This is a genomic window from Lentzea kentuckyensis, assembly GCF_002150765.1.
In the GTDB taxonomy this organism is placed as follows: domain Bacteria; phylum Actinomycetota; class Actinomycetes; order Mycobacteriales; family Pseudonocardiaceae; genus Lentzea; species Lentzea kentuckyensis.
In genome coordinates, this window is record NZ_MUYM01000102.1 from 55,409 (window position 1) to 76,698 (window position 21,290).

The following is a 21,290-nucleotide window of genomic DNA, read 5'->3' on the forward strand; positions in this document are numbered from 1 at the left end:
TCGTGCTGCCTGGTCTCAGTCCTGCCACGAGACCAGGCAGAACGGATGCCCGGCGGGGTCCGCGTAGACGTGGAACACGTCGCTCCCGCCTTCGAGCCGTGTCGCGCCCAGCGCCAGCACCTTCTCACCGGCCACGCCGAGGTCGTCGACACGCACGTCGAAGTGCATGGTCGCCGACTCCTCCGGCCACTTCGGCGGTTGCCAGTGCTCGACCCGCGCGAACGCCACGCCGGAGCGGTCGGGGGCGTCTCCGATGACGACCCAGCCGGGTTCGTCCTGCACCCGGACCATCCCGAGCAACTTCTCGTAGAACTTCGCGAGGCCCCGCGGGTCAGGGCAGTCGATCACCAGGCCGTGCCAACGTCCGATCATGCGCGGGAGCGTGGCACCGCATGCGGACAACGGCTGTCCTGATCGACGCGGAGGTGGACGAGCTCATCAGCCAGGTCAGGAACGCATCACCGAGTCGAGCAGGTTCTTGGCGACGTCGCGCAGTTTCACGTTCTCGTACTGCGACCGCTCCACGAGCATCGCGAAGGCCTCGTCCGGTGTGCACTTGTTCACGGCCATCAGGATGCCCTTGGCCTGATCGATGACGGCTCGTGACACCAGCGCTCGCTCGAGCTGCTGGATGTGCTCGCGGGAGCGTTGCCATCGTTGGGCGCTGCTGATCGTGGCGGAGGCCGCCGTGGTGAACAGGCGCATGAGGCCCTCGTCGAACGGGTCGAACGCCGCCGCGGTGTGGCTGTAGATGTTGAGCGAACCGACGTGTTCCGCCTGGGTCCGGCCGGTGGCGGGCAGGATCACGGGGACCGACAGGTACGCGCGAATGTCGTGTTCCGCCGCCGCGGCTTCGAACTCCGGCCACTCCTCGCGGTGCTCGCCGACGACCGCGCGGACCGCCTGCAGCGTGCGCGCGGACTGCAGGCACGGGCCGCGATCGGCGCTGTACTGCTTCTCGTCGACGTCGACGAGAAGGTGGTCCGTGGAGGCCGCGGTGCGCGGCTGCTGCAGTGTCATCACGGAGACGGTCACCGCGTCGGCGTCGGGGATCGCCTTCGTCGCGGTCTCCGCCAGGCGTTGCAACGCATCGTCGAGCGATTCCTCGCCGGAGAGCGCGTCACGCAACACCTCCAGCGCGTCGGCGGCCTCGTCGAGGCGCTCCAGAACGTCGGGACGATCACCGTTGAGCGACTGATGGGATGATGAGAACGTTCGCGTGTCGTCGGCCATGCCGGGCACTCCTTCGCCGTCGGGTGGAACCCACGGCGCCAGCTGCTCGACGCACGTTCAACGGATAATACGGCTGGGGGAGCGCAACCGGTCAGAACGTGTAGTCTCAAGCTTGGGGTCGACGCGTTTCGCGTCCCCCGTCAGCCACGCGCCGTGCAGTCACTCCGGTTCCGCGCCATCAGCGACGACCACGCACGGTACGCGAAGAAAGTTGTCACCATGAGAAACGCTTCTTTGCCCCTGTCCTCGAACGGAAAGTATCCAGTGACCCTGAATTCGGCGAACCAGCTGTTCAGCCACCCTGAAACGCACGACCCAGTTGCGACATCCAGTTCGCCTGAGCCCGAACAGCCGTCCTGGACGAACCTGTTCCAGGAGCCGGTACCGGCCCAGCGAGTTTCCTCAGAGCACTGAGGCCACGTCCGGCTCACCCAGGCTGCCCGCGTTCCGGCGCAGCGAATTTGATTCCACAGTGGATGGTGGGCGAGACCGGACTCCGGTGCGCGCGGGCGGAACCCGCTCAGCGCCAGGACGGGGCCAGGTCCTCTTCGGCTTGAACGACCATCGACTCGAGCACCGGGCCGCCGAACGTGGTGACCATCGCGACGTCGGCGGCGTCACGGCCCCTGCCGACGACGACGCGGCCCTTGCGGGGCTCGTTGTTGCGCGGGTCGAAGGTCCACCAGCGGTCGCCCAGCCAGACCTCCATCCACGCCGCGAAGTCCATCGGGGCACCGTCGGGCGGCACGTCCAGATCCGGCAGGTAGCCGAAGACGTACCGGGCCGGAATGTTGAGAGCGCGGCAGAACGAGATCGCCAGATGCGTGAAGTCACGGCAGACACCGAAACCCGCGGCGTTGACGTCGGCGGCGGTCGACAACGCGGTGGAGGTGCCGTAGCCGAAGCTCAGCGTCTCGTGGACGTGCCTGCAGATCTCGCGCACCCGGTCGTAACCGGGCGGATGAGCGCCGAACCTGGACCATGCCTCGTCGCCCAGCACGTCGGACACGCAGTACCTGCTGGGCAGTGTGTACAGCAGCACGTCGTCCGGAAGGCCGTCGGGCAGCGTCTCCGGCATGGAGTCGTCCACGTCCTCCGTCCTGTCCGGCACGTCGACCCACGCGCTGTAGTGCACTGTGGACAGACCAGCAGGAAGCACGATCCGCGTGTTCCGATTGCCGTACAGGTCGAGGTAATGCCGCATCGGGACGTCCGGCTTCACGTCCAGATGCTCCTGGCTCAGCCGCAAGTCCGCGCTCCACAGCGGGCGCACGAGGAACACCGCCGGCGTGGGCACTTCGGCGCGATAGGTGAACGCACAACCGACGCGGAGCAGTCGGGTGCCCCACGTCAGTCGCGTCGCGCCAGTGCCGTAGTGGCGCGAGTTCAACGCACCCGCGCCAAGAAAGTCCACAATGGACCCATCGGGGCCATGGAATGGTGAGGAGCCGACGTCATGCCGGGACTCCCATCTCCGGCCCGAAAGACGACCGGTTCAGGTTTCGCCGAGTGCGACGTGAGCTTGAGTGCCCAGGTGCGAGAGGCTCTCGGCAAACCGACACTACACGCGTTCGAGCGTGATCAACCGAAATGCCGTCCACCAGTTCTAGGGCGCGTAACGCTCCATGCACTCGGCGAGGTCCGACCACCCCATCGGCGGCGGCCCCGTCACCGAGGCCTCGCGGGCACCGACGCGTCCCAGGGATTCGGCCACCAGACGTGCCACGGCCTCCGGCGCCTGCACGATGTCACCGGTCGAGCGGGCGAGCACGATCCGAGGCTCGGCGGGACCGGTCTCGATCGACACCGCCCAGCCCTGCGTCGCGCTCCAGACGAGCATGACGTCACGATCCGGGTGAGCCACAGCGCGGCCGCCGAGTGCGATGTAGGCCGTCGCGGTGTCGGTGACCTCGAAACTGATGCCGTCGCGCGGCACGCCGAGAGCCTCGGCGACCTTCCCCACATAGCGTTCGAGGGCGCCTGCCAGCAGGTGCGTGCCCTCGGACGTGGCGTCCCGGCCGCCCAGGATCCGATCATCACCGATGGGGGCGGTCACTGCCATGCGGACTCCGTCTTCTCAGATCGCTGCGGAGCCACGGCGGGCGACGCGCGGACCGCGGAGCTGACGAAGCGAGTGAATGAGCCGATCAACGGCCTGCGCGTTCACTGTAGCCGCTCGCAGCCGTGAAAGAGCACCGCACGCGCCCAGGAGCACGCACCGCGGCGGTGCGTGCTCCTGGGGAGAGCGGTGAGCCGTTCAGTCCTTCTTGAAGGCGTCCTTGACCTTCTCGGCCGACTCACTCAGGTGACCCTTCGCCTGGTCGACCTTGCCCTCGGTTTCCATGCTCTTGTCGTCGGTCGCGTCGCCGACGCCTTCCTTGACCTTGCCCTTGAGCTGGTCGGCCTTGGCGTCGAGCTTGTCGTCGGTGCCCATGTGGTCCTTCCCCGACACCCGAATCTCAGGTGCGGCGTCTGTCTCCGGATGCCCCCTCAGACGGACCTCAACCGCGCAGCGGGTGAGCATTTGGCTCGATCGGAGATGTGGGTGGCTCTGTTGGCAGTCGGCCGGATCCCGCCTCGCCCGAGAAACTCCTGAACAGCGTATGGTGAGGTCACCGAGGGTATGTCGCGCATCGGCGTTCAAGCTGATGTCGCCTTGGGCGTATCAAGAAATCCGGCCGGTTCGGCTGGAGGCAGGAGCGCCGAGATGATCTCGGATCTGCTCTGCACCACCACTACGGCGCCGATTGTGTCGCACGGTCTGAAGTTGCCGCTGAAATCAGATGCGATGTCCGCCGGGTACCTCAGCGGCGGCTGGCGACCGTTGTCGACCGACCCTGCCATCCAAGTGCCTTCGCTCGTGGCTCCGGCCAAGCGTTCCTGGTGACGCTCTGGTCGTTCCGGCGATCGCGGTCGTACCCCCATCGATCAGAGAGACCCTCGTGGATCAGCTCAGCCTCGGCGTCATCGCACTGTCACGCAAGGAGAACGAGTTCCGGCTTCCGATCCACCCGCTGCACGTCGACCGGATCGACGCGGACCTGCGGGCCCGCATCTACCTCGAACACGGTTACGGCGACCGCTTCGGCATCTCCGACGAGCAGCTCGCCGCATCGGTCGCGGGGATGCGCTCACGCCAGGAGTTGATCGAGGCGTGTGATGTCATCCTGCTGCCCAAGCCTCTCGCGCAAGACGTCGAAGAGCTGCGGGAAGGGCAGGTGCTGTGGGGCTGGCCGCACTGCGTGCAGGACACGAAGCTCACTCAGTTGGCCATCGAGCGACGGCTGACCGTGATCGCCCTCGAGGCGATGAACCACTGGACCGCCGACGGTTCGTTCGGTCTGCACGTCTTCCACAAGAACAACGAACTCGCCGGCTACTGCTCGGTACTGCACGCACTGCAGATCGCCGGCTCTACCGGTGACTACGGGCGGAGACTGAACGCCGCCGTGATCGGTTTCGGTGCCACTGCACGAGGTGCCGTGACGGCTCTCAAAGCGCACGGGGTGCACGAAGTCAACATTCTGACCAATCGGGGTGTCACGGCGGTCGGCTCGCCGATCCACTCGGCGCGGATGGTCCACTTCGACCACGACGACGCCGATCCGCGGCGCAGTCACGCGTTCACCGACGCCGGGCGCGTCTCCCTGGCGGGATTCCTCGCGAAGCACGACATCATCGTCAACTGCGTGCTCCAGAACCCGGACGAGCCGCTGATGTTCCTCGTTCAGGACGACCTGGCCACGTTGTCCCCGGGAACGCTCATCGTCGACGTGTCCTGTGACAGGGGGATGGGGTTCACCTGGGCCCGCCCCACCACGTTCGCCGAGCCGTCCTTCCTGGTCGGTGACAACGTCCGCTACTACGGGGTGGACCACAGTCCGTCCTACCTGTGGAACTCGGCGACCTGGGAGATCAGCGAAGCACTGCTCCCGCACCTGCGCTCCGTCCTCAGTGGAGCCTGGGACACCAGCGACGTCATCCGGCGCGCCATCGAGATCCGCGACGGCGTCGTGCAGAACCGCCGCATCCTCTCTTTCCAACACCGTTCATCGGAGTACCCGCATGCCCATGTCTGAGCCGAGACGGCCCGCCGTGGCAGACAATGCCGACGCTCACCTCTGCGCCGTGTGCCCTCACCAGTGGTACGAGCACGATCCTCTCGGCGTCCGTTTCTGCGCCGCGACCACCGCCGCCGCACTGACCCGAAGTTGTATCTGCCCGTGACCGTCGGCTGCGGTACAGGAAGGCGAGCATGAGCACATCGACGTGGAAGACCACCGGGTTGACCACCGAGCGACTGACGCTGCGGCCATGGGCGGTCGACGACGCGGCCGCCGCACTGGACATAGACCTGCGGGTCTTCCGGCTCCGCCTGGTAGATCTCGACTCGGCCGCACCGGTGGCCCTGCGGCCGCCCCGCCGCGACGGTGACTGATCACGGGTGGCGCAGGGGTGACCCGGCGTCGTGCAGATGGCGCAGCACCTGGGCGTAGGAGCGGCACAGGGTGGTTTTGCTGTAGGGAATGCCGTACCTGGCGCAGAAGTCCTCGACGAGAGGCTGCGCGTACCGCAGGTTCGGGCGGGGCATGTGCGGGTAGAGGTGGTGCTCGATCTGGTGGTTGAGGCCGCCGAGCAGGGCGTCGACCCACCGGCCGCCGGTGACGTTGCGGGAGGTCAGCACCTGCTTGTGGAGGTGGTCGAGGCGCCGGCCCTCGGCGATGATCGGCATGCCCTTGTGGTTCGGCGCGAACGAGCAGCCCAGGTAGACACCCATCAGACCTTGGTGCACGGCGATGAAGACGATCGCCTTCACCGGCGACAGCACGAGGAACACCGCGACCAGGTACCCGGCCACCGGCACGATCTGGAGCGCGGCTTCCCGCCACGGATTGCGCAGTTCGTTGCGGCACAGGGCGACGAGGCCGGAGATGCGCAGCACGGCGGCCTCCGCGAGCAGCAGCGGGAAGAACAGGAACGCCTGGTTCTTGGTGACCCAGCTGTAGAAGCCGCGTTTCCGCAAAGCCTGCGCACGGCTGAACGCGAGGGCGTGGATCTCGATGTCCGGATCGTGGTCCTCGTGGTTGGGGTTGGCGTGGTGCCGGTTGTGCTTGACGACCCACCACTGGTAGCTGATGCCGGTGAGGCTGCCGTGCAGGTGCCCGACCGCGTTGTTGTTGCGGTGGCTGCGAAAGATCTGGCGGTGACCGGCGTCGTGTCCGATGAACGCCAGCTGCGTCGAGGCCACGGCCAGGGCGACCGCCGTCAGCGCCTGCCACCAGGAGTCGCCCAGCAACGCGAACGCGACCGCGATCGCGCCGAGCAGCAGCCCGTTGATCGTCATCCGCGCCAGGTAGTAGCCGCGCCGGCGGTCCAGCAGTCCGGCGTCCTTGAGCTCTCTGGTCAGACGTGCGAAGTCGCTGCCGGGTAAGCGTTCCGCCGTGTCGTTCGAATCTGGCTGAGTCGTGGTGCTCACAGTGCGCGCATACCTCCGGTATCGGTCTCCGACGCCGGGGTCCGGGGTCATCGGTGCGGCAGTGCTGTTCACAGCGCCATTGGTCGGCATTCCCCTCCACGTCGGTCACAAACCCCTTGGAGCAAGGTCAAACGGGTGTTGGGACGTTCTCGTCACCCGCCGGACGTCACCAGTCCGGCGAGGAGGAGTGCCGCGCCGACGACGGCGGCGAGAAGTTCGACCGGAACCAGCCGGTGCCGCGCCCACCGGGCGAACGCGACGTTGACCACGGCGTGCGCGGCCGCGGTCACCAGCGCCCACCACGGTCCGGCGGTCAGGAGAAGGGTCGCGCCGAGGTGGAACGAAGCGCTGGTGACCGCGCGAACGCCACCATGCACGGGATGTGTGCTGACGAACCCGCCCTGCGACCTCAGTTGTTCGGCCGCCTGTCGTCCGACGGGCCAGCTGAACTGGGCCAGCCGGGTGGATCCGGCGAACGTGAGCCCTGCCAACGTCCAGCCGAAACCCGCCCAGAGCGCCGATCCGGCTCCGCTGACGACGACCAGCACGAGCAGGACCCGGACCACCTCATCGGTGGTCCCCGATGTCACCGCGAGGATGGTGTCGCGCCGCCTGAGCGCATGCAGCCGGCCCGCCGACGCCAGCACAGGCAGGCGCGCCGCCAGTGCGACCAGCCACCCCAGCACACCCAGCAACGCCGCGCCCGCCTCCGAGACGCCCAGCACCACCACCAGGGTGACCGCGAGGAGCAGGAGAACCCCCGCCATCACGGCCACGCCGGCCCGGATCCTCCGGGTGACCCTGGTCGAGTTCGTGAGGGGATGCTCGCTGCTCGCTGATTCGTCGATGTCTGCACGCTACGCCCGCGCTCGCCTCGCCGCACGGGCATCCGGGTGGCAATCGTCCATTGTGGAGTAACTCGGAGTGAGAGGTCGGAATTGTTTCCGGGCAACGATTCCGCATTGCTCGACGCAGGAGTAGCGTCCAAGTCAGCTGCCCTGGACCCCGGCGCGGTCCGACCAGGGAGGGCTCATGACACACCTCGGCCAGATCCCGGGAATCGCCCAGAAGCCCTTGTCGAACGACCTGGCCGGGGATGTGGACGCCGTGTTCGACCTCCACCCCGATCTCGCCCGCGCGCTGACGTGCCGGGAGCTACCAGCGGGGCCTCGGCCGGCTGACCCTCGTCAGCCCGGCGACCTCCGGTGATCTGGCGTTGACCTGCTGGGCGACTTCGGCCAGCAGCTGGCCGGAGTTGCGGGCGTAGTTCCTCATGAGGGAGAAGGCATCCGCGACATCGATCTGCAGGCGTTCGGTCAGTACGCCCTTCGCCTGCTCGATCTCGACGCGGCTCGCCAGCGCGGTCTGCAGCTGATCGGCGAGCATCTGGTTCTGCCGCACGGCCCGCACCTGCAGAAGGCTGATCGTCGCGACGTTCGCGAACGACTGCGCCAGTGCGTCCGACCGCTCAGGCAGAGGGCCGGGTGAAGTGCGGAACAGGTTCAACGAACCGATGACTTCCTCCCGAAGTCGCATGGGCACCGCGTCGACCGCTCCGAACCCGAGTCCTGCCGCCGCTGTGCCGAACCCCGGCCACCGCTGGGGTTCCGCGCGCAGGTCGGGGCACCGCACGGTCTGCCCAGAGCGGAAACACTCCTCGGACGGCCCGTCCTCGTCGCCGAGCTGGAACTGCTCCAGCGGGCGCGCGATCTCGCTGGCCGTGGCCACCAGCTTGAGCACACCCCGGTCGTCGGCCAGGAGGATTCCCGCCGCGTCCACGGTCAGCAGCTCGACACAACGTTCGGCCAGCACGTGGAGGAACTCGATGCCGTCGAACCGCTCCACGAGCGTGTCGGCCAGCTCTGCGAAGGTTTGTGCCACCCGTTGGTCCGACACCAGCGCCACCCCTCACTCGTCCTTGACGGTGAACATCACTCCGCGCTCGACCACATCGCTCGCCACCTGAGAGAGGCTTTTGTCCAGCGTAGTCCAATGTCGGCCTGGATGAAATTGTTCTGCTCATTTTTCGATGCCTGATCCGGTGGTCGTCCCGAAGCGGCCGATAATTTCTGGACTGAACGGCCGAACGGGGAGACCTTCGGTCGAGGTGTCGGCTACCAGCGGCGATGGGCGGGCGACGGCTGAAAATATTCGCTGTCGACCCGGTAGATCATGCTGGAAAGTGTGTGGTGTCGATTTTGCCGAGAACATCTCGCGCCTGAGTGATCAGTTCAGGTCGTACTCGGTGAAACCTCAACCAGTCGTATTGTTCGGCTGGGCGAGATCGCCAGGTGTGGGAGCTGCGGGCACCTCCACGACTCGTCACTCCCCGGCTACGGCTGCTCCCTTCGTGATCCATCGCCATGACCGGTGTTCTCGGTCGCCATGAGTGCCGCCATGTCGATCGTTCCGGCTATGACACCTTCAGCCACCTTGCTGAGGTGCTTGCCGTGGGTCCTCGAGTACCGGCGCAAGGCGTCGAACGCCTGGCTCATGTCGCTCTGCATGCGTTCGGCGAGCACCCCCTTCGCCTGTTCGATGAGCACCCTGCTCTGCAACGCGTTCTGCAGCTGCTCGGCGAGCAGGTCGCGGTGACTGATGACCTGGGCCTGGAGCAGGCCGATCGTGGCGACGTCCGCCATGGCCTGCGCGACCCTGAGCATCGGCTCGTGGAGTGCTCCCGGCGCGACGGTGAACAGGTTCAACGCGCCAATGGTCTGTTCCCGCAACCGCATCGGCAGTGCGTGCAGGGCGCTGAACCCGGCACCCCTCGCCGCCGAGGAGAACTCGGGCCACCGTTGCGGGGCCTCGGCGAAACTGGCGACTGTCACCGGTGCGCTGGTGAGGTAGCACTCCATGCACGGACCCTGCCGGTGCTGGAGTTCGAAGAGTTCGAGCAACCGGGCACGGTCGCTGGAGGCGCCGACCACCTGCAGCTCACCGTGGTGGTCGACGAGCAGAATGCCGGCGGCGTCCACCTCCAGCGTGGTGACGCAGCGGTCCGCCAGAAGGTGCATGAACTCGACCGGGTCGAAGTCGGCGATCAGCGTGTCGGCCAGCTCGACGAACGTTTCGGCCAGATTCTCCAGGGACATGGGCGCCACCTCTGTTGATCGATCGCCGGACGGAGGAGTGATCACTCGAGATCAGACCGGGCCTCCGGACTCAGTCGCAGTCGCCGGGCGACGATGTCGCGCGAGACATCGACGACCGACTGGTCATGAGCGAACGCGTGTGCGCGCAGTCGCACCAGTGCCTCGTCCATGCTCACCCCCAGCTGGACGGACAGCATCCCGGTGGCCTGGTGCACCTCGGCACGGCTGAGCGGCATCCCGTCGGCTGGAGGAACCTCGGAGGCGAGGTGCAGACGAGTCAACTCATCCAGCAGCAGGGACATGGTGAGATCGGCGATGATGTGCGCGTCGTGCACTTGTTCCGAGGTCAGCGGCCCTGGGCTCGTCCGGTGCAGCGCGAGCGCACCGACACGGATCGCACCGCTGCGCAAGGGGAACACGAACACAGCTCGCGCGCCGGTGGCGATCGCGGCCGGTGCGAACAGAGGCCACCTCTGATGGTTCTCCCAGGAGTCCAGCTGTCCCGCCAGCACCGGCACCCCGGATCGGACCGCGTCCTCACACGGTCCTTCGCCCAGGGTGAACCGCAGGTTCTCGAGCTGGCTGCCGATCTCGTTGGTCGAATAGCGGGACTCACCCCGGCCCGTGCCGTTCATCAGCGTCAGCTGGGCGCCGCTCACCCCGATCAGCATGATGCACGCCTCGCACACCGCCTCGCTGGAAGTCGTGACGCCGCGGGCCGCCGCATCGTCGGCGAGGTACGCCAGGAGCTTGGCCAGTCGCTCACCGCTCACCGACTCCGCCTTCCGTTGCGAAAAGCATCCCACGTGAAGCAGTTCATGCCGGGAGGGGTCACCGCCGCGTGATCACCGCCCGCAGTACTTCGAGCGCCTGGTGCTGCACCAGGCGGACCGCCGCCGGACTGGAGCCCAGCACCAGTGCCGCCTGCTCGGCGGACAGCCCGTGCACGACGCGCAACGCCAGCACCGCGCGTTGCTCGTCGGTGAGCACCGCCAGGCACCACGGGCCGGGTCCGGGCGAACCACTCACGGCGCCGGCGGCCCGGGGGTGTCGGCACCCGCGTCGATGCGGTCGGCGAGCGCCTGTGCGGAGGTGTGGTCCCGGTGCTTGCGGGCGTGCGACGCGAGCGGGCGTAAACGATCGCGAATGCGGGCTGACCCAACGGTCTCCGACGTCGCGAGCGCACGCAGACCGGTGTCCACGCCGGCTTCCACATCCCCTTCGATCAGATGGCTGGTGGACAGCAGGATCAGGCTGAGCGTCCGACTGCGGACCATGCCCTCGCCGTATCCGTCGATCGCCGTGGTGAGCAACGGAATGGCGCTCTGTGCGTACTGCCGACCCGTGGTGCAGGCGAGGTCCGCGTGCACGGCTCCGGCCAGTCCGGACAGATCCGCCTCGGTGAAGAACTCCGCCCAGCCCGCCACGCCGGTGCGGTTCGTGGCAGCGAACTGCTCCTGACCGCGGTCGAGCAAGGTGCGGGCATCATGCTCCGCGCCCTTCTTGGCGCACACCCAGGCAGTGTTGACCGACAGGATGCTGGCGGCTAGGCCATCGCTGGACCGGGATGCCGCGAGCCGCCCGACGTCGAAGTACCGCAACGCCTCATCGAAGTGTCCGTGGTGCAGGAACACCCGGCCGAGCCGGTAACACACGTTGGCGGTCAGCCCATCCGCGCGGGCAAGCCCCGCGAGCACCAGGGCGTGGCAGAAGTGGTTGTACGCGGAGTTGACCAGACCGGCGTCGAAGCACACCCAGCCCGCCAGGTTCCGCAGGTCCGCCATGGCGACGTAAAGCCTCTGCCGCACCTGTTCGGACGCGGGTGAGGTGAGCAGCGGAAGACTTCCGCGGACCCGCAACCGGACATCGTCGAGACAGCTCTCGCCGCCTTTGAGGTAGTCCATCTCGCGCAACGCGCGGGTGCTCTCCTCCAGGCGCGCGACATCGGATAGCCCGATCATGGCAGACCGCACCTCAGACCGTGGGTGGATGCTGAGTGGCACCGCCGGGGTCCGGGGCGGTCGGACAGTTCCCGATACTAGTGCACGCGCAGTTCCCGGTCAGCTGATCAGCTTCCAGCCGTTGAACTGGTGTTGACTTTCTCCGCTGTCCAATCTGTGGCGTGGTCGGCTCCGAACCACAGGTGTGAAGGCAACACGATCCATCCTCATCGGCCTGGTGTCGGTGGCCGCGGCCTTGGCGGCGGGACACCTCGTCGCCGGACTGGTGAGCCCGCTGGCGTCGCCGTTCCTCGCGGTCGGCAACACCGCCATCGACCTGACACCTCACCAGCTCAAGGATTTCGCGGTCCGCACGTTCGGTGAGAACGACAAGCTGGTGCTGCTGGGCGGCATGGCCGTTGTGCTCGCCGCGCTCGGTGTGGTGGCGGGGTTGGTATCGCGGCGCAGTCCGTGGCCGGGTATGGCTCTCGCCGGTGCGCTTGGCCTGCTTGGAGCCGCCGCAGTGCTCACCAGGCCGACAACGACGGCGTGGTCGGTGGTCGCACCATTGGCCAGTCTCGTGGTCGGTGTTCTGGTATTTCGCTGGTTGTGGTCGCAGGCGCCTGCCGAGGTGCCCGGACGGCGGAGGTTCCTGTTGTCGACCGCCGCGATCGCCGCAGGGGCCGGTGTTGCGGCGGTGGGCGGGCAGTTGCTCGCCGGCCGCGTGGACGTCGAGGCTTCCCGGCGTGGAATCACGTTGCGCCCCAGGGTGAAAGCGCCGGAGATTCCGTTCAGCGCTGACTTCTCCCGTGAGGGCACCCCGCCGTTCCTGACTCCGAACGACAAGTTCTACCGCGTCGACACCGCGCTGAGCGTGCCGCGCCTGAGGGCGGAGGACTGGCGGCTGCGGGTACACGGCATGGTGGACAACGAGATGGTGCTGACCTACGACGACTTGCTGCGGCGTCCGTTGGAGGAGAAGACGATCACGTTGGTGTGCGTGTCGAACGAGGTCGGCGGCCCGTACATCTCGACGTCGAACTTCATCGGCGTCTCCCTGCCCGACCTGTTGCGGGACGCGGGCATTCGTCCTGGTGCCGACCAGCTCGCGACGCGCAGCGTGGACGGCTGGACGTGCGGTACCCCGGTCGAGTCGATCATGGCGCCGGGCTCGAACGCGATGCTCGCCATCGGGATGAACGGTGAGCCGTTGCCGCTGGAGCGGGGTTTCCCCGTGCGCATGGTCGTGCCTGGTCTTTACGGATACGTCTCGGCGACGAAATGGCTGGTGGACGCCGAGCTCACCACCTTCGACGCGTTCGACCCGTACTGGGCGCAGCGCGGCTGGGGGAAGAAGGCGCCGGTCAAGGTCATGTCCCGCATCGACCGGCCGAAGTCCTTCGAACGGGTGCCGGCGGGCAAGTTCGTCGTGGCGGGCATCGCCTGGGCCCAGCACGTCGGCATCGATCGCGTGGAGGTGCGCGTGGACGGAGGGCCGTGGCAGGAGGCGACGCTCGCCACCGAGGTCAACATCGACACCTGGCGGATGTGGCGCATCGAGCTGGACCTGAAAGAGGGCAACCACACCGTGGAATGCCGTGCCACCAATCGGAAGGGTGACACCCAGACCAACGAGCGCGCGGCTCCCGTCCCCGACGGGGCGACGGGCTGGCACTCGATGGTCTTCACCTCGGTGGCAGGCTAGGCGTACCTCTTCGCCCAACACTGTCCATATCAGACAGTGGCCCATCCACTGTGGACATTTGTTCTTCGGTGGACCTCTTCGCTGGTCACGCGTGATCCGCAGATCTGTTGGTAACAGGTCGATAACCACACCCATCCGCTCGTCGAGGGGTGGCGAATCACCTGTAGCAACCGCCCGAACACTCCTTGGAGATGTCTCGTCATGAACAAGACCGTTCGCAACACCGTCCTGGCCGTCGGCGCCGCCTCGCTCGCCCTCTTCGGCGCGGCGTGCGGCGCGGGTGACATGGCCGGCAGCAACAACTCCAGCGCCGCGCCCACCCCGACGACGACGTCGTCCGCCGCGATGGCCGACCCGGCCAAGGATCTCGTCGGTCCCGGCTGTGCCGACTACGCGAAGCAGGTCCCGTCCGGTGCCGGTTCCGTGTCGGGCATGGCCGCCGACCCGGTCGCCGTCGCCGCGAGCAACAACCCGCTGCTCACCACGCTCGTGAGCGCGGTGTCCGGCAAGCTGAACCCGAAGGTGAACCTGGTCTCGACGCTCAACGGCGCCGAGTTCACGGTCTTCGCGCCGGTCGACTCGGCGTTCGCGAAGATCGACGCCGCGACGATCGAGAAGCTCAAGACCGACGACGCGCTGCTGACCAAGATCCTGACTTACCACGTCGTCCCCGGCCAGATCTCGCCCGACAAGATCGCCGGTGACCAGAAGACCGTGCAGACCGGCACGGTGAAGGTCAGCGGTTCCAAGGACGCGCTGAAGGTCAACGACGCCAACGTGATCTGCGGCGGCGTGCACACCGCCAACGCCACCGTCTACCTCATCGACTCGGTGCTGATGCCCGCCTGACATCTCCAGGGCAGCAGTACCGCGACTCCGGGAACCGCGCTGTGTGCGCGGTTTCCGGAGTTTTCACGTCTGCCGGCCGCCTGTTCGCCGCAGTCGGGCTCGCGCCGAAAGGCCGCCCCGGAGCGCGGTCGGGGCGGCCTTTCCGAACACAGCTGGGGTCAGAGACCAGGTCGAGATCGTTGAGCACGCCGTCGAAGCCGTTGGTGACGCCGTGCACCGCGGCAGTCAGGCCGGAGACGGCGCCGAGGACCGTGTTGTCGTCGATCTGCTGGCCGGCGGTGTTCTGCAGCGTGCTCATCAGGTCGAGCTGCTGGCCGAGGTCCAGGTCGGAGATGGTCGAGCCGAAGTCGCCCAGCGAGGTGACCGGGGCGAAGTCCAGCACGAGCGGCAGCAGCTCGAGGTGTGGCGCAAGGCAAGTCGCTACGACTCCTCGCTGGGCAGCCCGTCCACCTGGGTCATGACGATCACGCACCGCCGCGCCGTCGACCGGGTGCGCTCGGCGCAGACCGCCGCCGACCGTGAGATGCAGGTGGCACGGCGCGAGACTGACCGGCCGTTCGACGACGTCAGCGAGCAGGCGGCCGTGCGGTTCGAGCAATGGCAGGTGCGCCAGTGCCTGAGCACGCTCATGGACAGCTTGGCGCTGCTGAATCCCACGCGTTCGCCTGCCTCGGCGAGGCTGAGCTCCCGCTCGTTGCGCCACCCGGCCAACTGTCGCCCGACAGCGCGCTCAAGCGCCGTAGCACGGAAGTCCTTGGGCATTTTCGGGCCTGCCGTCTTACGGCTGGGCGGCCTCGTGTGCCGCACGAGGACCCTGGTTCGTGGCGGCGACGTACAGTCCCGCCTTGAGCGCGTCTTCTCGCCGCTGCAGAAGGTGGACGAGGCCGAGCGGGAACATCGAGTGCTCGATCTCGCCCGACTGGCCGACGTTCGGCACTGGGCGGTGCTGAAGCGAACATCACTACGGTGACATGGTTGTCGTAGGCGTCGGTGGCCTGGATCGGGTGATGACCACGAGTCGATGTGGAGACTGCACGGGCGCTCCCCTCTTCGGCGCAACAGCTGGCAAACGGCACGGCACCAACGTGGGTGAAGTAGGTCAGGTCCTCGGTCAGCTGACGGAACAGAAAAGATCCGCCCGCTGAGGACTCCGGTGTGGCGTCATGTTCTGCTCCGGAGCGCTCAGTGGTTCGGGGCAGCCGCCAGTTCGGGCAGGCGAGTGTTGTTCTGCAGCGCCCACCGCATGGTCCGAGGTGGGCGCCCGAGCAGGGTTTCCAGTTGGTCGGTGACGACGTCGTACCGCCCGCCGGCGATCAGCCTGGTCTGAATCCTCAGGTGCGCCGCCACATGTCGGGCCGCAGCCGGATCGCCCAGGGTCTCCTGCAGGACGGCCTCGTCAATGAAGGCCTCGTTCCAGGCCTCCACTTCCTCAGGCATGTAGGTGACCTGGCGTCCCAGCACGGCTGCGTAGTCCTCAGCGAACCCGTACATGTCCTTCAGCTCCGGGCCGGTGAGCGCGTAGGACTTCGAGATGTGCGGTGCGGGGTCGACCAGCATCTTCACGCACGCCTCTGCCAGGTCGTGAACGGCGATGGGCGCGAGCCGCTGGTTGCCGAAGGGCAGGCGCAGTTCACCGTTGCTCAGCGGGCCCAGTGGCATCCAGGTCAGGACGGGGGTCTCGGCGAACAGGGTCGCACGCACGTTCACGGTCGGAATGCCGGACCAGTCCAGCACCCGCTCGCAGACCCAGTGTGCCCGCTGCTGCGGTGACCAGTCCGTGACCAGTCCGCCGAGCCAGGAACGCCGCTCCTCATCCGGTGTGGTCATCTTCTCGAGCGTCATGTACGACTGCTCGTAGTTGGACATGTTCACGAAGGCCTCGATGTCGCCCTGGGCTCGCGCCGCGGCGGCCATCAAGGTGAGGGCATCGGTGTAGTACGGCTGCGGGCTCATGCTGAAGTAGATGCGCCGGACACCCTTCAGCGCGGCGGCCACGTCCGCGAGTTTGAGCAGGTCGCCGACGAAGACCTCGGCCCCGGCCTCGCGCAGCGACTGCGCGCGTTCGTCGTCCCGTCGCACGAACGCGCGCACCGGGTGGCCCTGTTCGAGCAGCATGTCGACCATCACCCTGCTCACGCCACCGACTTGGCCGCCGGCGCCGGTGATCAGAATGGGATTGCGCTCCGTCATTGTCGTGTCCTTCATCTGGTTGGGATGGGTCGGCCGTTCAGGAAGCCGAGGAGTGTGGCATTGACCTCGGCGGGACGCTCCTGCTGCTTGCTTGCTGGGCATGGCTGAAACCGCCTGGAAACTGGTCGGTTTCCAGGCGGGAAAACAGGTCGGTTTCGTCGCCGACGACGGTGAGGCGAGCGGTGGCGGGCTGAGATCTCAGGGCTTCAAGATCATCGTGTGGCCCCTTCTAGGCCTACCTCGGCGATCCCTTGCAGGGCCGCGTCGGTGTCCGCGATGGCCAGCATCCTGTTGATGTCGGCGCCGGCCAGTGCGCCGGCCGCTGCGGAGGCCCCGACCTGGGCGACCAGATCGGTGGCGTTGCCGGCCACCCACACACCCGGCACCTCGGTGATGCCGGCCGTGCCGGAGGCGAAACTGCGGCCCATGTTCGGCAGGTCCTGCACCGGCAGGCCCAGACCTTCCAGGCCCTGGGCGCGGGCCTGTAGCGGCGCGGCGATCGCGAGGACGCGGCGAGCCACGACCTGGCCGTCAGCCAGGCGGACCCCGGCGAGGTCACCGTTCTCGTCGTTGACGACCTCGGTGACCGGGGTGTCGATGACGCGGATGCCGCGGGCGGCGAAGCGGGCGCGGCTGTTCTCATCCAGGTCAATGCCATGGGTGAAGTAGGTCAGGTCCTCGGTCAGCTGACGGAACAGAAACGCGTGGTTGATGGAGATCGGGCCGGTGGCGAGGACGCCGATGGGCTCATCACGCACCTCCCAGCCGTGGCAGTACGGGCAGTGCACAACACTGTGCCCCCAGTGCTCGGCGAGCCCAGGCACCTCAGGCAGCAGATCCGTGAGGCCGGTGGCCACCAGGATGCGGCGAGCGGTGATGCTGCGGCCGTCGGCCAGGGTGACGGTGAACCGCAGGTCCCCGTCCGCCGACGGGGCGGCAGGCTCGGCCGAGACCACCTCGCCGTGGACGACGCGTCCGCCGTACTGGCGCACCTGCTCCCGGCCCCGTCGAAGGATCTCGGACGGCGGGGTGCCGTCGAAGACGATGAAGCCGTGCACCGCCTCCGCGGGCGCGTTGCGCGGGGAGCCGCTGTCGATCACGACGACCGAGCGGCGGGAGCGGGCGAGGATCAGTGCACCGTTCAGCCCTGCGGCGCCTCCGCCGATCACCACCGCGTCGACGGCCCCCTCGGCCAGTGCATCGCTCGAGAAGTCCTCGCCAAAGGGCGGTCGCTGGGTCACCTGTGTCATGGGTTCAACCTCCAAGCCGCCTTCGCGGCGTCGCGGTCCTGCAAGCCCGGACCAAGCCGGTCCGGCGAGCTCAGGATGGTTGTGTACTGAACTGTCAGAAACCTAGGCGGTTCTGTACTGAGTTGTCAAGTACGCGGGTCGGCTTTACCTTCTGCGTATAGGGCCCGCCCGTGGTTCCGGCGCAAAAACAACGATCAGGCTGGTCAGGGTCGAGGAAGAGGGCTCTCGCTGTGGTGGTTGGGCACGGCCGCGATGGCCGTGGCGAGAGAGTTGAGCCCAGGCAAGCGGAAGTCGGGGCCGACGCAGGCGACGCCGGCGGCGGTCAAGGGCGAGTTGGAGAAGCTGGCCCACTTACCGCGCTTGGACGGGCACACACTGGATCTGTCGGTGTTGCCCGTCGGGGAGCTCGCAGCTCCGGCGTAGCTGAGCGGGGCGCGGCCGGCTCAGGAACGTGAGCGGGTGGGGGATTGCGAGCGTGACCGCGCGTTCGATCCGCTCCGGCGCGGTAACGCAGGTGTGGTATGCATCATCGAACGCCCCTGAAGGTCCACAAAGAAGCGTCGAAAACGAGCGGAGGAGAATCGCGACCGGAGCGATTCGCCTGCCAGGTAAGGGAGAAGCATGAGCATCATCCCCGTGCCGGACGAGCTGACCCATTACTCGTCCCGTCGGCTGGACGAGGTTGATGAGTTGGCCTTCCCGGTGTTGAGCCAACACGCCCTGGACCTGTTGCGGTCATCCGGTGAGGAGCTGCACCCCGCGCCCGGCGAGCTGCTGTGGGATGCCGGTGATCCCACCGACTTGCACCTCGTGCTGACCGGTGGCGTGCTCCTCGTGGACCGCCGGGACGACCGGGTTGTCTTCGTGATCGAGGCTGGTGACTTCGTCGGCGAGCTGGGCATGTTGATGGGGCAACGCGCCGTCTTCCAAGGCGTGGCCATGGAGGAGACCGCGATCCTGCGGGTTCGGGTGGAAGAGTTGCGCCGGCTGGTGGAGATCTCAGGGGAGCTGAGCGATGTCGTGCTGTCCGCTTTGGACGCCCGGCGGCGCTTCCTGAGCAGGAAGGGCGAGGGCGGTCTGGTACTGGCCGGAGACGACGACCGCGACCTGCACCGCCTCCAGGACTTCGCTGAACGCAACCAGATTCCCTACCGGACGGTGCTGCGCTCGAACCCGTCGGCGTGGTCGGAACTGGCGCAGACCTGTGCCTTGCCCGAGACCGGTACGGCCGTTGTCACGGCACAGCGCCGCGTGATGACAGCGCCGACCACACGTGACCTGGCAACCGCGCTGGGAATCGACCTGTGGGGCACCGCCGACGATTCCCGGTGTGACCTGCTGGTGGTGGGCGCCGGACCGGCGGGGCTGGCCGCTGCTGTGTACGGGGCGTCGGAGGGACTGGACGTGGTCGTCGTCGAGGACGTCGCCATCGGCGGCCAGGCCGGCAGCTCGTCACGGATCGAGAACTACCTCGGCTTCTACCGCGGCGTGTCCGGGGTTGAACTGGCACGAGCGGGGATGCTGCAGGCGGTCAAGTTCGGGACCAGGCTTCTGTCACCCCGCTCAGTCACTGGGCTGTCGCAGGTGCCCGGCGGGTTTCGGGTGCGGCTCGACGACGAGCACGACATCCTCGCCTCAGCAGTGATCATCGCCAGCGGCGTGCGCTACCGGCGCCTGGACCTGCCTGGCCTGGCCGACCTGGAAGGCCGTGGCGTCTACTACGCCGCAAGCCAACTGGAAGCCAACACGGTCTCCGGGCAGAACGCCGTCGTGGTCGGGGGCGCCAACTCCGCCGGCCAGGCGGCCCTGTTTCTCGCGCGGAACGCCGGCCACGTCCACGTCCTGATCCGCCGCGATGACCTGTGCGACACCATGTCGAACTACCTGGCGCAGCGCCTGACCCACCACGAGCGGATCACCGTGCACCCTCGCTGCGAACTGTCCGCCGTCCATGGCAGCAGCCGGCTCAGCGGGCTGACCTGGCACGACCGCGCCCGCGACCAGGACGTACAACTCGACGCGGCCGCACTGTTCCTCATGATCGGCGCGGACCCTTGCACGACCTGGCTGCACGACATCGGCGTCGACCTCGACGCCAAGGGCTTCGTGTGCACCCACGACAGCTTCGCCACCTCGATACCCGGGCTGTTCGCCGTCGGTGACGTGCGCGCAAACTCCGTCAAGCGGGTGGCATCGGCCGTCGGCGAAGGATCCGTGGTCATCTCCGCAGTCCACGCTTACCTCGCCAGCAGAAGGACGTTCTGACCCGAGCCTTACCCGACCAAATACCGCGGCGGTGCTGACGGTGTCCAAGCAGGTCGCGGTAGGCAGAAGTCGTTGTGGCGCTGGGTCGCCCAGGCCGAGATTGACGGCGGCGAGGCACCCGGGGCCACGATCGAGGAGAACTAAGAGAACCGTCGGCTGCGTGAGGACGCGATTCTGAAGGCGGCCGCAAGTTTCTTCGTCGGAGAGCTCGACCTTTGCAACGGCTGATGGTCGCCGTCATCGACGAGCAGCGTTCACCTGACGGTTCTGACCGACCGGTTTGAAGGTTGCACCGCTGGTCACTGGGCGGCGATCCGCGCCATCCCGCCGTCCGCAACAACGCCGTGTCAGAGTCCGCCCCGCGCCGCCCGTCCCGGTGATCTCGCCGCGAGGGTCGAGTAATCCGTTACTGGGCCCATGCCGCGATCCGTTCCGCGATCGCCTCGGGGGCCTCGATGTGCAGGAAGTGACCGACGTCGGGGACGACCTCCAACGCGTGCGGGGCGGCGAACCGATGTCGGTCGTCGACCTGCGGGGGGAGGAAGCAGCCGTCGTCGGCACCGTAAAGCTGCAGCAGGGGCACCGCGATCGGCTGAGACAGGCGGCGCGTCGCCCCGAGCATGCCGGGTCGCAGCATCGCCCGGTAGTACTTGAGAGGCGCGGGCATGCTCGCCCGCAGGTGCTCGTGCAGCTCCGCCTGCAGAGCTGGATCGAGCGAGAGGCCGGGCGACCACTGACGCCAGAGCCGGTCGATGAAGGCGAGATCGCGGGCGGTGGCGATCCAGCCGCTTCCCGGCAGTTGAAAGAGCCCCATGTACCAGCTCCGGCGTAGCTGAGCGAGGCGCGGCCGGCTCAGGAACGTGATTGGGTGGGGGACTGCGAGCGTGACCGCGCGTTCGATCCGCTCCGGCGCGGTGGCGCAGGCATCGTATGTGATCAGGGCGCCCCAGTCGTGGCCGATCAACTCCACGGCTCGCCCGGGAGACCAGCGGTCGATCAGCGCAAGCACGTCGCTGGTGAGGGATGCGAAGTCGAACGGCCCCGCGGTCGGGGACGGCGCGTAGCCGCGAAGCCAGGGTGCGAGGACGTGACGTCCGCGGCGGCCGAGCTCGGTGAGGAAGGGCTTCGCGGTCGGCGGATGGTCCGGGAAGCCGTGCAAGACGAGCGTCGGTTGACCGTCGGGATCACCACCCTGCAGCGCGTGAAAGGTGCCGTGTGGCAGGTCGAAGGTGACGTGTTCGAACTTCATGTGTGTCAGCCTTTTTCAAGAGCGGTCGGACGAGAGAT

24 protein-coding genes are annotated in these 21,290 nt (G+C 67.5%); 8 read left to right on the top strand and 16 right to left on the bottom strand.

Translation table 11 applies throughout. The features are described 5' to 3' along the window. Window positions 1–15 precede the first annotated feature (15 nt). From B0F77_RS38115 to B0F77_RS38135, 5 genes are all read right to left on the bottom strand, one after another. A complete protein-coding gene (locus B0F77_RS38115; RefSeq protein WP_086667914.1) occupies window positions 16–372 on the bottom strand; it encodes a VOC family protein in 357 nt (118 codons plus the stop codon). 75 nt (window positions 373–447) lie between these two features. Next, a complete protein-coding gene (locus B0F77_RS38120) occupies window positions 448–1,233 on the bottom strand; it encodes a GAF and ANTAR domain-containing protein (RefSeq protein ID WP_086667915.1) in 786 nt (261 codons plus the stop codon). A 520-nt stretch (window positions 1,234–1,753) separates the two neighbouring features. Further along, entirely contained in the window at window positions 1,754–2,647 is an 894-nt protein-coding gene (locus tag B0F77_RS38125) for a transglutaminase-like domain-containing protein (RefSeq protein WP_211294236.1), read from the bottom strand. A gap of 192 nt (window positions 2,648–2,839) precedes the next feature. Further along, on the bottom strand, window positions 2,840–3,295 hold the full coding sequence (locus B0F77_RS38130; protein WP_086667916.1) for a DUF6292 family protein: 456 nt from the start codon (window positions 3,293–3,295) through the stop codon (window positions 2,840–2,842). A 195-nt stretch (window positions 3,296–3,490) separates the two neighbouring features. Continuing rightward, on the bottom strand, window positions 3,491–3,667 hold the full coding sequence (locus B0F77_RS38135) for a CsbD family protein (protein WP_086667917.1): 177 nt from the start codon (window positions 3,665–3,667) through the stop codon (window positions 3,491–3,493). Window positions 3,668–3,940: 273 nt separating this feature from the next. On the opposite strand from B0F77_RS38135, the gene B0F77_RS49345 reads away from it, so the two are divergent. Genes B0F77_RS49345 through B0F77_RS38150 form a run of 4 tightly spaced genes read left to right on the top strand, consistent with a single transcriptional unit; the run spans window position 3,941 to window position 5,671 of the window. Beyond that, the gene (locus B0F77_RS49345; protein WP_086667918.1) at window positions 3,941–4,120 is read left to right on the top strand and encodes a hypothetical protein; all 180 of its coding nucleotides are present in this window, start codon (window positions 3,941–3,943) and stop codon (window positions 4,118–4,120) included. Window positions 4,121–4,175: 55 nt separating this feature from the next. Continuing rightward, complete coding sequence (locus tag B0F77_RS38145; RefSeq protein ID WP_086667919.1) at window positions 4,176–5,312, top strand: N(5)-(carboxyethyl)ornithine synthase; 1,137 nt, start codon at window positions 4,176–4,178, stop codon at window positions 5,310–5,312. After that, the gene (locus B0F77_RS51005) at window positions 5,305–5,460 is read left to right on the top strand and encodes an RGCVC family protein (protein ID WP_211294237.1); all 156 of its coding nucleotides are present in this window, start codon (window positions 5,305–5,307) and stop codon (window positions 5,458–5,460) included. Before B0F77_RS38145 ends, B0F77_RS51005 begins: the two co-directional genes overlap by 8 nt. A 28-nt stretch (window positions 5,461–5,488) precedes the next feature. Beyond that, window positions 5,489–5,671 carry a hypothetical protein gene (locus B0F77_RS38150; RefSeq protein WP_086667920.1) on the top strand — a complete coding sequence of 61 codons (183 nt, stop codon included), beginning with the start codon at window positions 5,489–5,491 and terminating at the stop codon, window positions 5,669–5,671. On the opposite strand, the gene B0F77_RS38155 is transcribed toward B0F77_RS38150, so the two are convergent. From B0F77_RS38155 to B0F77_RS50195, 7 genes are all read right to left on the bottom strand, one after another. After that, complete coding sequence (locus B0F77_RS38155; protein ID WP_245849179.1) at window positions 5,672–6,709, bottom strand: fatty acid desaturase family protein; 1,038 nt, start codon at window positions 6,707–6,709, stop codon at window positions 5,672–5,674. Window positions 6,710–6,861: 152 nt separating this feature from the next. Continuing rightward, a complete protein-coding gene (locus B0F77_RS48245) occupies window positions 6,862–7,485 on the bottom strand; it encodes a hypothetical protein (protein ID WP_086667921.1) in 624 nt (207 codons plus the stop codon). Between the two features lie 379 nt (window positions 7,486–7,864). After that, window positions 7,865–8,605 carry a GAF and ANTAR domain-containing protein gene (locus B0F77_RS38165; RefSeq protein WP_086667943.1) on the bottom strand — a complete coding sequence of 247 codons (741 nt, stop codon included), beginning with the start codon at window positions 8,603–8,605 and terminating at the stop codon, window positions 7,865–7,867. A 437-nt stretch (window positions 8,606–9,042) separates the two neighbouring features. Continuing rightward, window positions 9,043–9,804, bottom strand: coding sequence for a GAF and ANTAR domain-containing protein (locus B0F77_RS38170; protein ID WP_086667922.1), 762 nt, complete (start codon window positions 9,802–9,804; stop codon window positions 9,043–9,045). Window positions 9,805–9,845: 41 nt separating this feature from the next. Further along, window positions 9,846–10,577, bottom strand: coding sequence for a GAF and ANTAR domain-containing protein (locus tag B0F77_RS38175; protein WP_211294239.1), 732 nt, complete (start codon window positions 10,575–10,577; stop codon window positions 9,846–9,848). Between the two features lie 58 nt (window positions 10,578–10,635). Then, window positions 10,636–10,794 (bottom strand): sigma factor-like helix-turn-helix DNA-binding protein, encoded by a 159-nt coding sequence (locus tag B0F77_RS50190; protein ID WP_245849180.1) that lies wholly within the window; start codon window positions 10,792–10,794, stop codon window positions 10,636–10,638. A 35-nt stretch (window positions 10,795–10,829) separates the two neighbouring features. Next, window positions 10,830–11,807 (bottom strand): NsdA family TPR-like regulatory protein, encoded by a 978-nt coding sequence (locus tag B0F77_RS50195; RefSeq protein WP_483868453.1) that lies wholly within the window; start codon window positions 11,805–11,807, stop codon window positions 10,830–10,832. Window positions 11,808–11,949: 142 nt separating this feature from the next. On the opposite strand from B0F77_RS50195, the gene B0F77_RS38185 reads away from it, so the two are divergent. Together B0F77_RS38185 and B0F77_RS38190 are read left to right on the top strand one after the other, a co-directional pair. Then, window positions 11,950–13,449, top strand: coding sequence for a molybdopterin-dependent oxidoreductase (locus B0F77_RS38185; protein ID WP_245849184.1), 1,500 nt, complete (start codon window positions 11,950–11,952; stop codon window positions 13,447–13,449). Between the two features lie 201 nt (window positions 13,450–13,650). Beyond that, on the top strand, window positions 13,651–14,298 hold the full coding sequence (locus B0F77_RS38190; protein ID WP_086667925.1) for a fasciclin domain-containing protein: 648 nt from the start codon (window positions 13,651–13,653) through the stop codon (window positions 14,296–14,298). On the opposite strand, the gene B0F77_RS50200 is transcribed toward B0F77_RS38190, so the two are convergent. Further along, window positions 14,270–14,680, bottom strand: coding sequence for a hypothetical protein (locus B0F77_RS50200; RefSeq protein WP_169731040.1), 411 nt, complete (start codon window positions 14,678–14,680; stop codon window positions 14,270–14,272). The two genes, B0F77_RS38190 and B0F77_RS50200, sit on opposite strands and share 29 nt — an antisense overlap. Before the next feature lie 18 nt (window positions 14,681–14,698). Here B0F77_RS50200 and B0F77_RS38195 point away from each other — a divergent pair, with 18 nt between their 5' ends. Next, a complete protein-coding gene (locus tag B0F77_RS38195) occupies window positions 14,699–15,268 on the top strand; it encodes a sigma factor (protein WP_245849186.1) in 570 nt (189 codons plus the stop codon). 212 nt (window positions 15,269–15,480) lie between these two features. Here the strand turns inward: B0F77_RS38195 and B0F77_RS38200 are convergent, their stop codons facing one another. Both B0F77_RS38200 and B0F77_RS38205 read right to left on the bottom strand, forming a co-directional pair. Further along, a complete protein-coding gene (locus B0F77_RS38200) occupies window positions 15,481–16,488 on the bottom strand; it encodes an NmrA family NAD(P)-binding protein (protein ID WP_211294240.1) in 1,008 nt (335 codons plus the stop codon). A gap of 212 nt (window positions 16,489–16,700) precedes the next feature. After that, window positions 16,701–17,738, bottom strand: coding sequence for an NAD(P)/FAD-dependent oxidoreductase (locus tag B0F77_RS38205; RefSeq protein WP_086667927.1), 1,038 nt, complete (start codon window positions 17,736–17,738; stop codon window positions 16,701–16,703). 621 nt (window positions 17,739–18,359) lie between these two features. On the opposite strand from B0F77_RS38205, the gene B0F77_RS38215 reads away from it, so the two are divergent. Continuing rightward, window positions 18,360–20,003: an FAD-dependent oxidoreductase gene (locus B0F77_RS38215; protein ID WP_086667929.1), complete on the top strand. Its 1,644-nt coding sequence runs from the start codon at window positions 18,360–18,362 to the stop codon at window positions 20,001–20,003. Window positions 20,004–20,409: 406 nt separating this feature from the next. Here the strand turns inward: B0F77_RS38215 and B0F77_RS38220 are convergent, their stop codons facing one another. Next, on the bottom strand, window positions 20,410–21,252 hold the full coding sequence (locus tag B0F77_RS38220) for an alpha/beta fold hydrolase (protein WP_086667930.1): 843 nt from the start codon (window positions 21,250–21,252) through the stop codon (window positions 20,410–20,412). Window positions 21,253–21,290: the final 38 nt, after the last annotated feature.

Bases quoted from the DNA above. Each gene is read 5' to 3' on its own strand.
- B0F77_RS38115 (WP_086667914.1), bottom strand. From the start codon at position 372: ATGATCGGACGTTGGCACGGCCTGGTGATCGACTGCCCTGACCCGCGG.
- B0F77_RS38120 (WP_086667915.1), bottom strand. From the start codon at position 1,233: ATGGCCGACGACACGCGAACGTTCTCATCATCCCATCAGTCGCTCAAC.
- B0F77_RS38130 (WP_086667916.1), bottom strand. From the start codon at position 3,295: ATGGCAGTGACCGCCCCCATCGGTGATGATCGGATCCTGGGCGGCCGG.
- B0F77_RS38135 (WP_086667917.1), bottom strand. From the start codon at position 3,667: ATGGGCACCGACGACAAGCTCGACGCCAAGGCCGACCAGCTCAAGGGC.
- B0F77_RS49345 (WP_086667918.1), top strand. From the start codon at position 3,941: ATGATCTCGGATCTGCTCTGCACCACCACTACGGCGCCGATTGTGTCG.
- B0F77_RS51005 (WP_211294237.1), top strand. From the start codon at position 5,305: ATGTCTGAGCCGAGACGGCCCGCCGTGGCAGACAATGCCGACGCTCAC.
- B0F77_RS38150 (WP_086667920.1), top strand. From the start codon at position 5,489: ATGAGCACATCGACGTGGAAGACCACCGGGTTGACCACCGAGCGACTG.
- B0F77_RS38170 (WP_086667922.1), bottom strand. From the start codon at position 9,804: ATGTCCCTGGAGAATCTGGCCGAAACGTTCGTCGAGCTGGCCGACACG.
- B0F77_RS38190 (WP_086667925.1), top strand. From the start codon at position 13,651: ATGAACAAGACCGTTCGCAACACCGTCCTGGCCGTCGGCGCCGCCTCG.
- B0F77_RS38200 (WP_211294240.1), bottom strand. From the start codon at position 16,488: ATGACGGAGCGCAATCCCATTCTGATCACCGGCGCCGGCGGCCAAGTC.
- B0F77_RS38205 (WP_086667927.1), bottom strand. From the start codon at position 17,738: ATGACACAGGTGACCCAGCGACCGCCCTTTGGCGAGGACTTCTCGAGC.
- B0F77_RS38215 (WP_086667929.1), top strand. From the start codon at position 18,360: ATGAGCATCATCCCCGTGCCGGACGAGCTGACCCATTACTCGTCCCGT.
- B0F77_RS38220 (WP_086667930.1), bottom strand. From the start codon at position 21,252: ATGAAGTTCGAACACGTCACCTTCGACCTGCCACACGGCACCTTTCAC.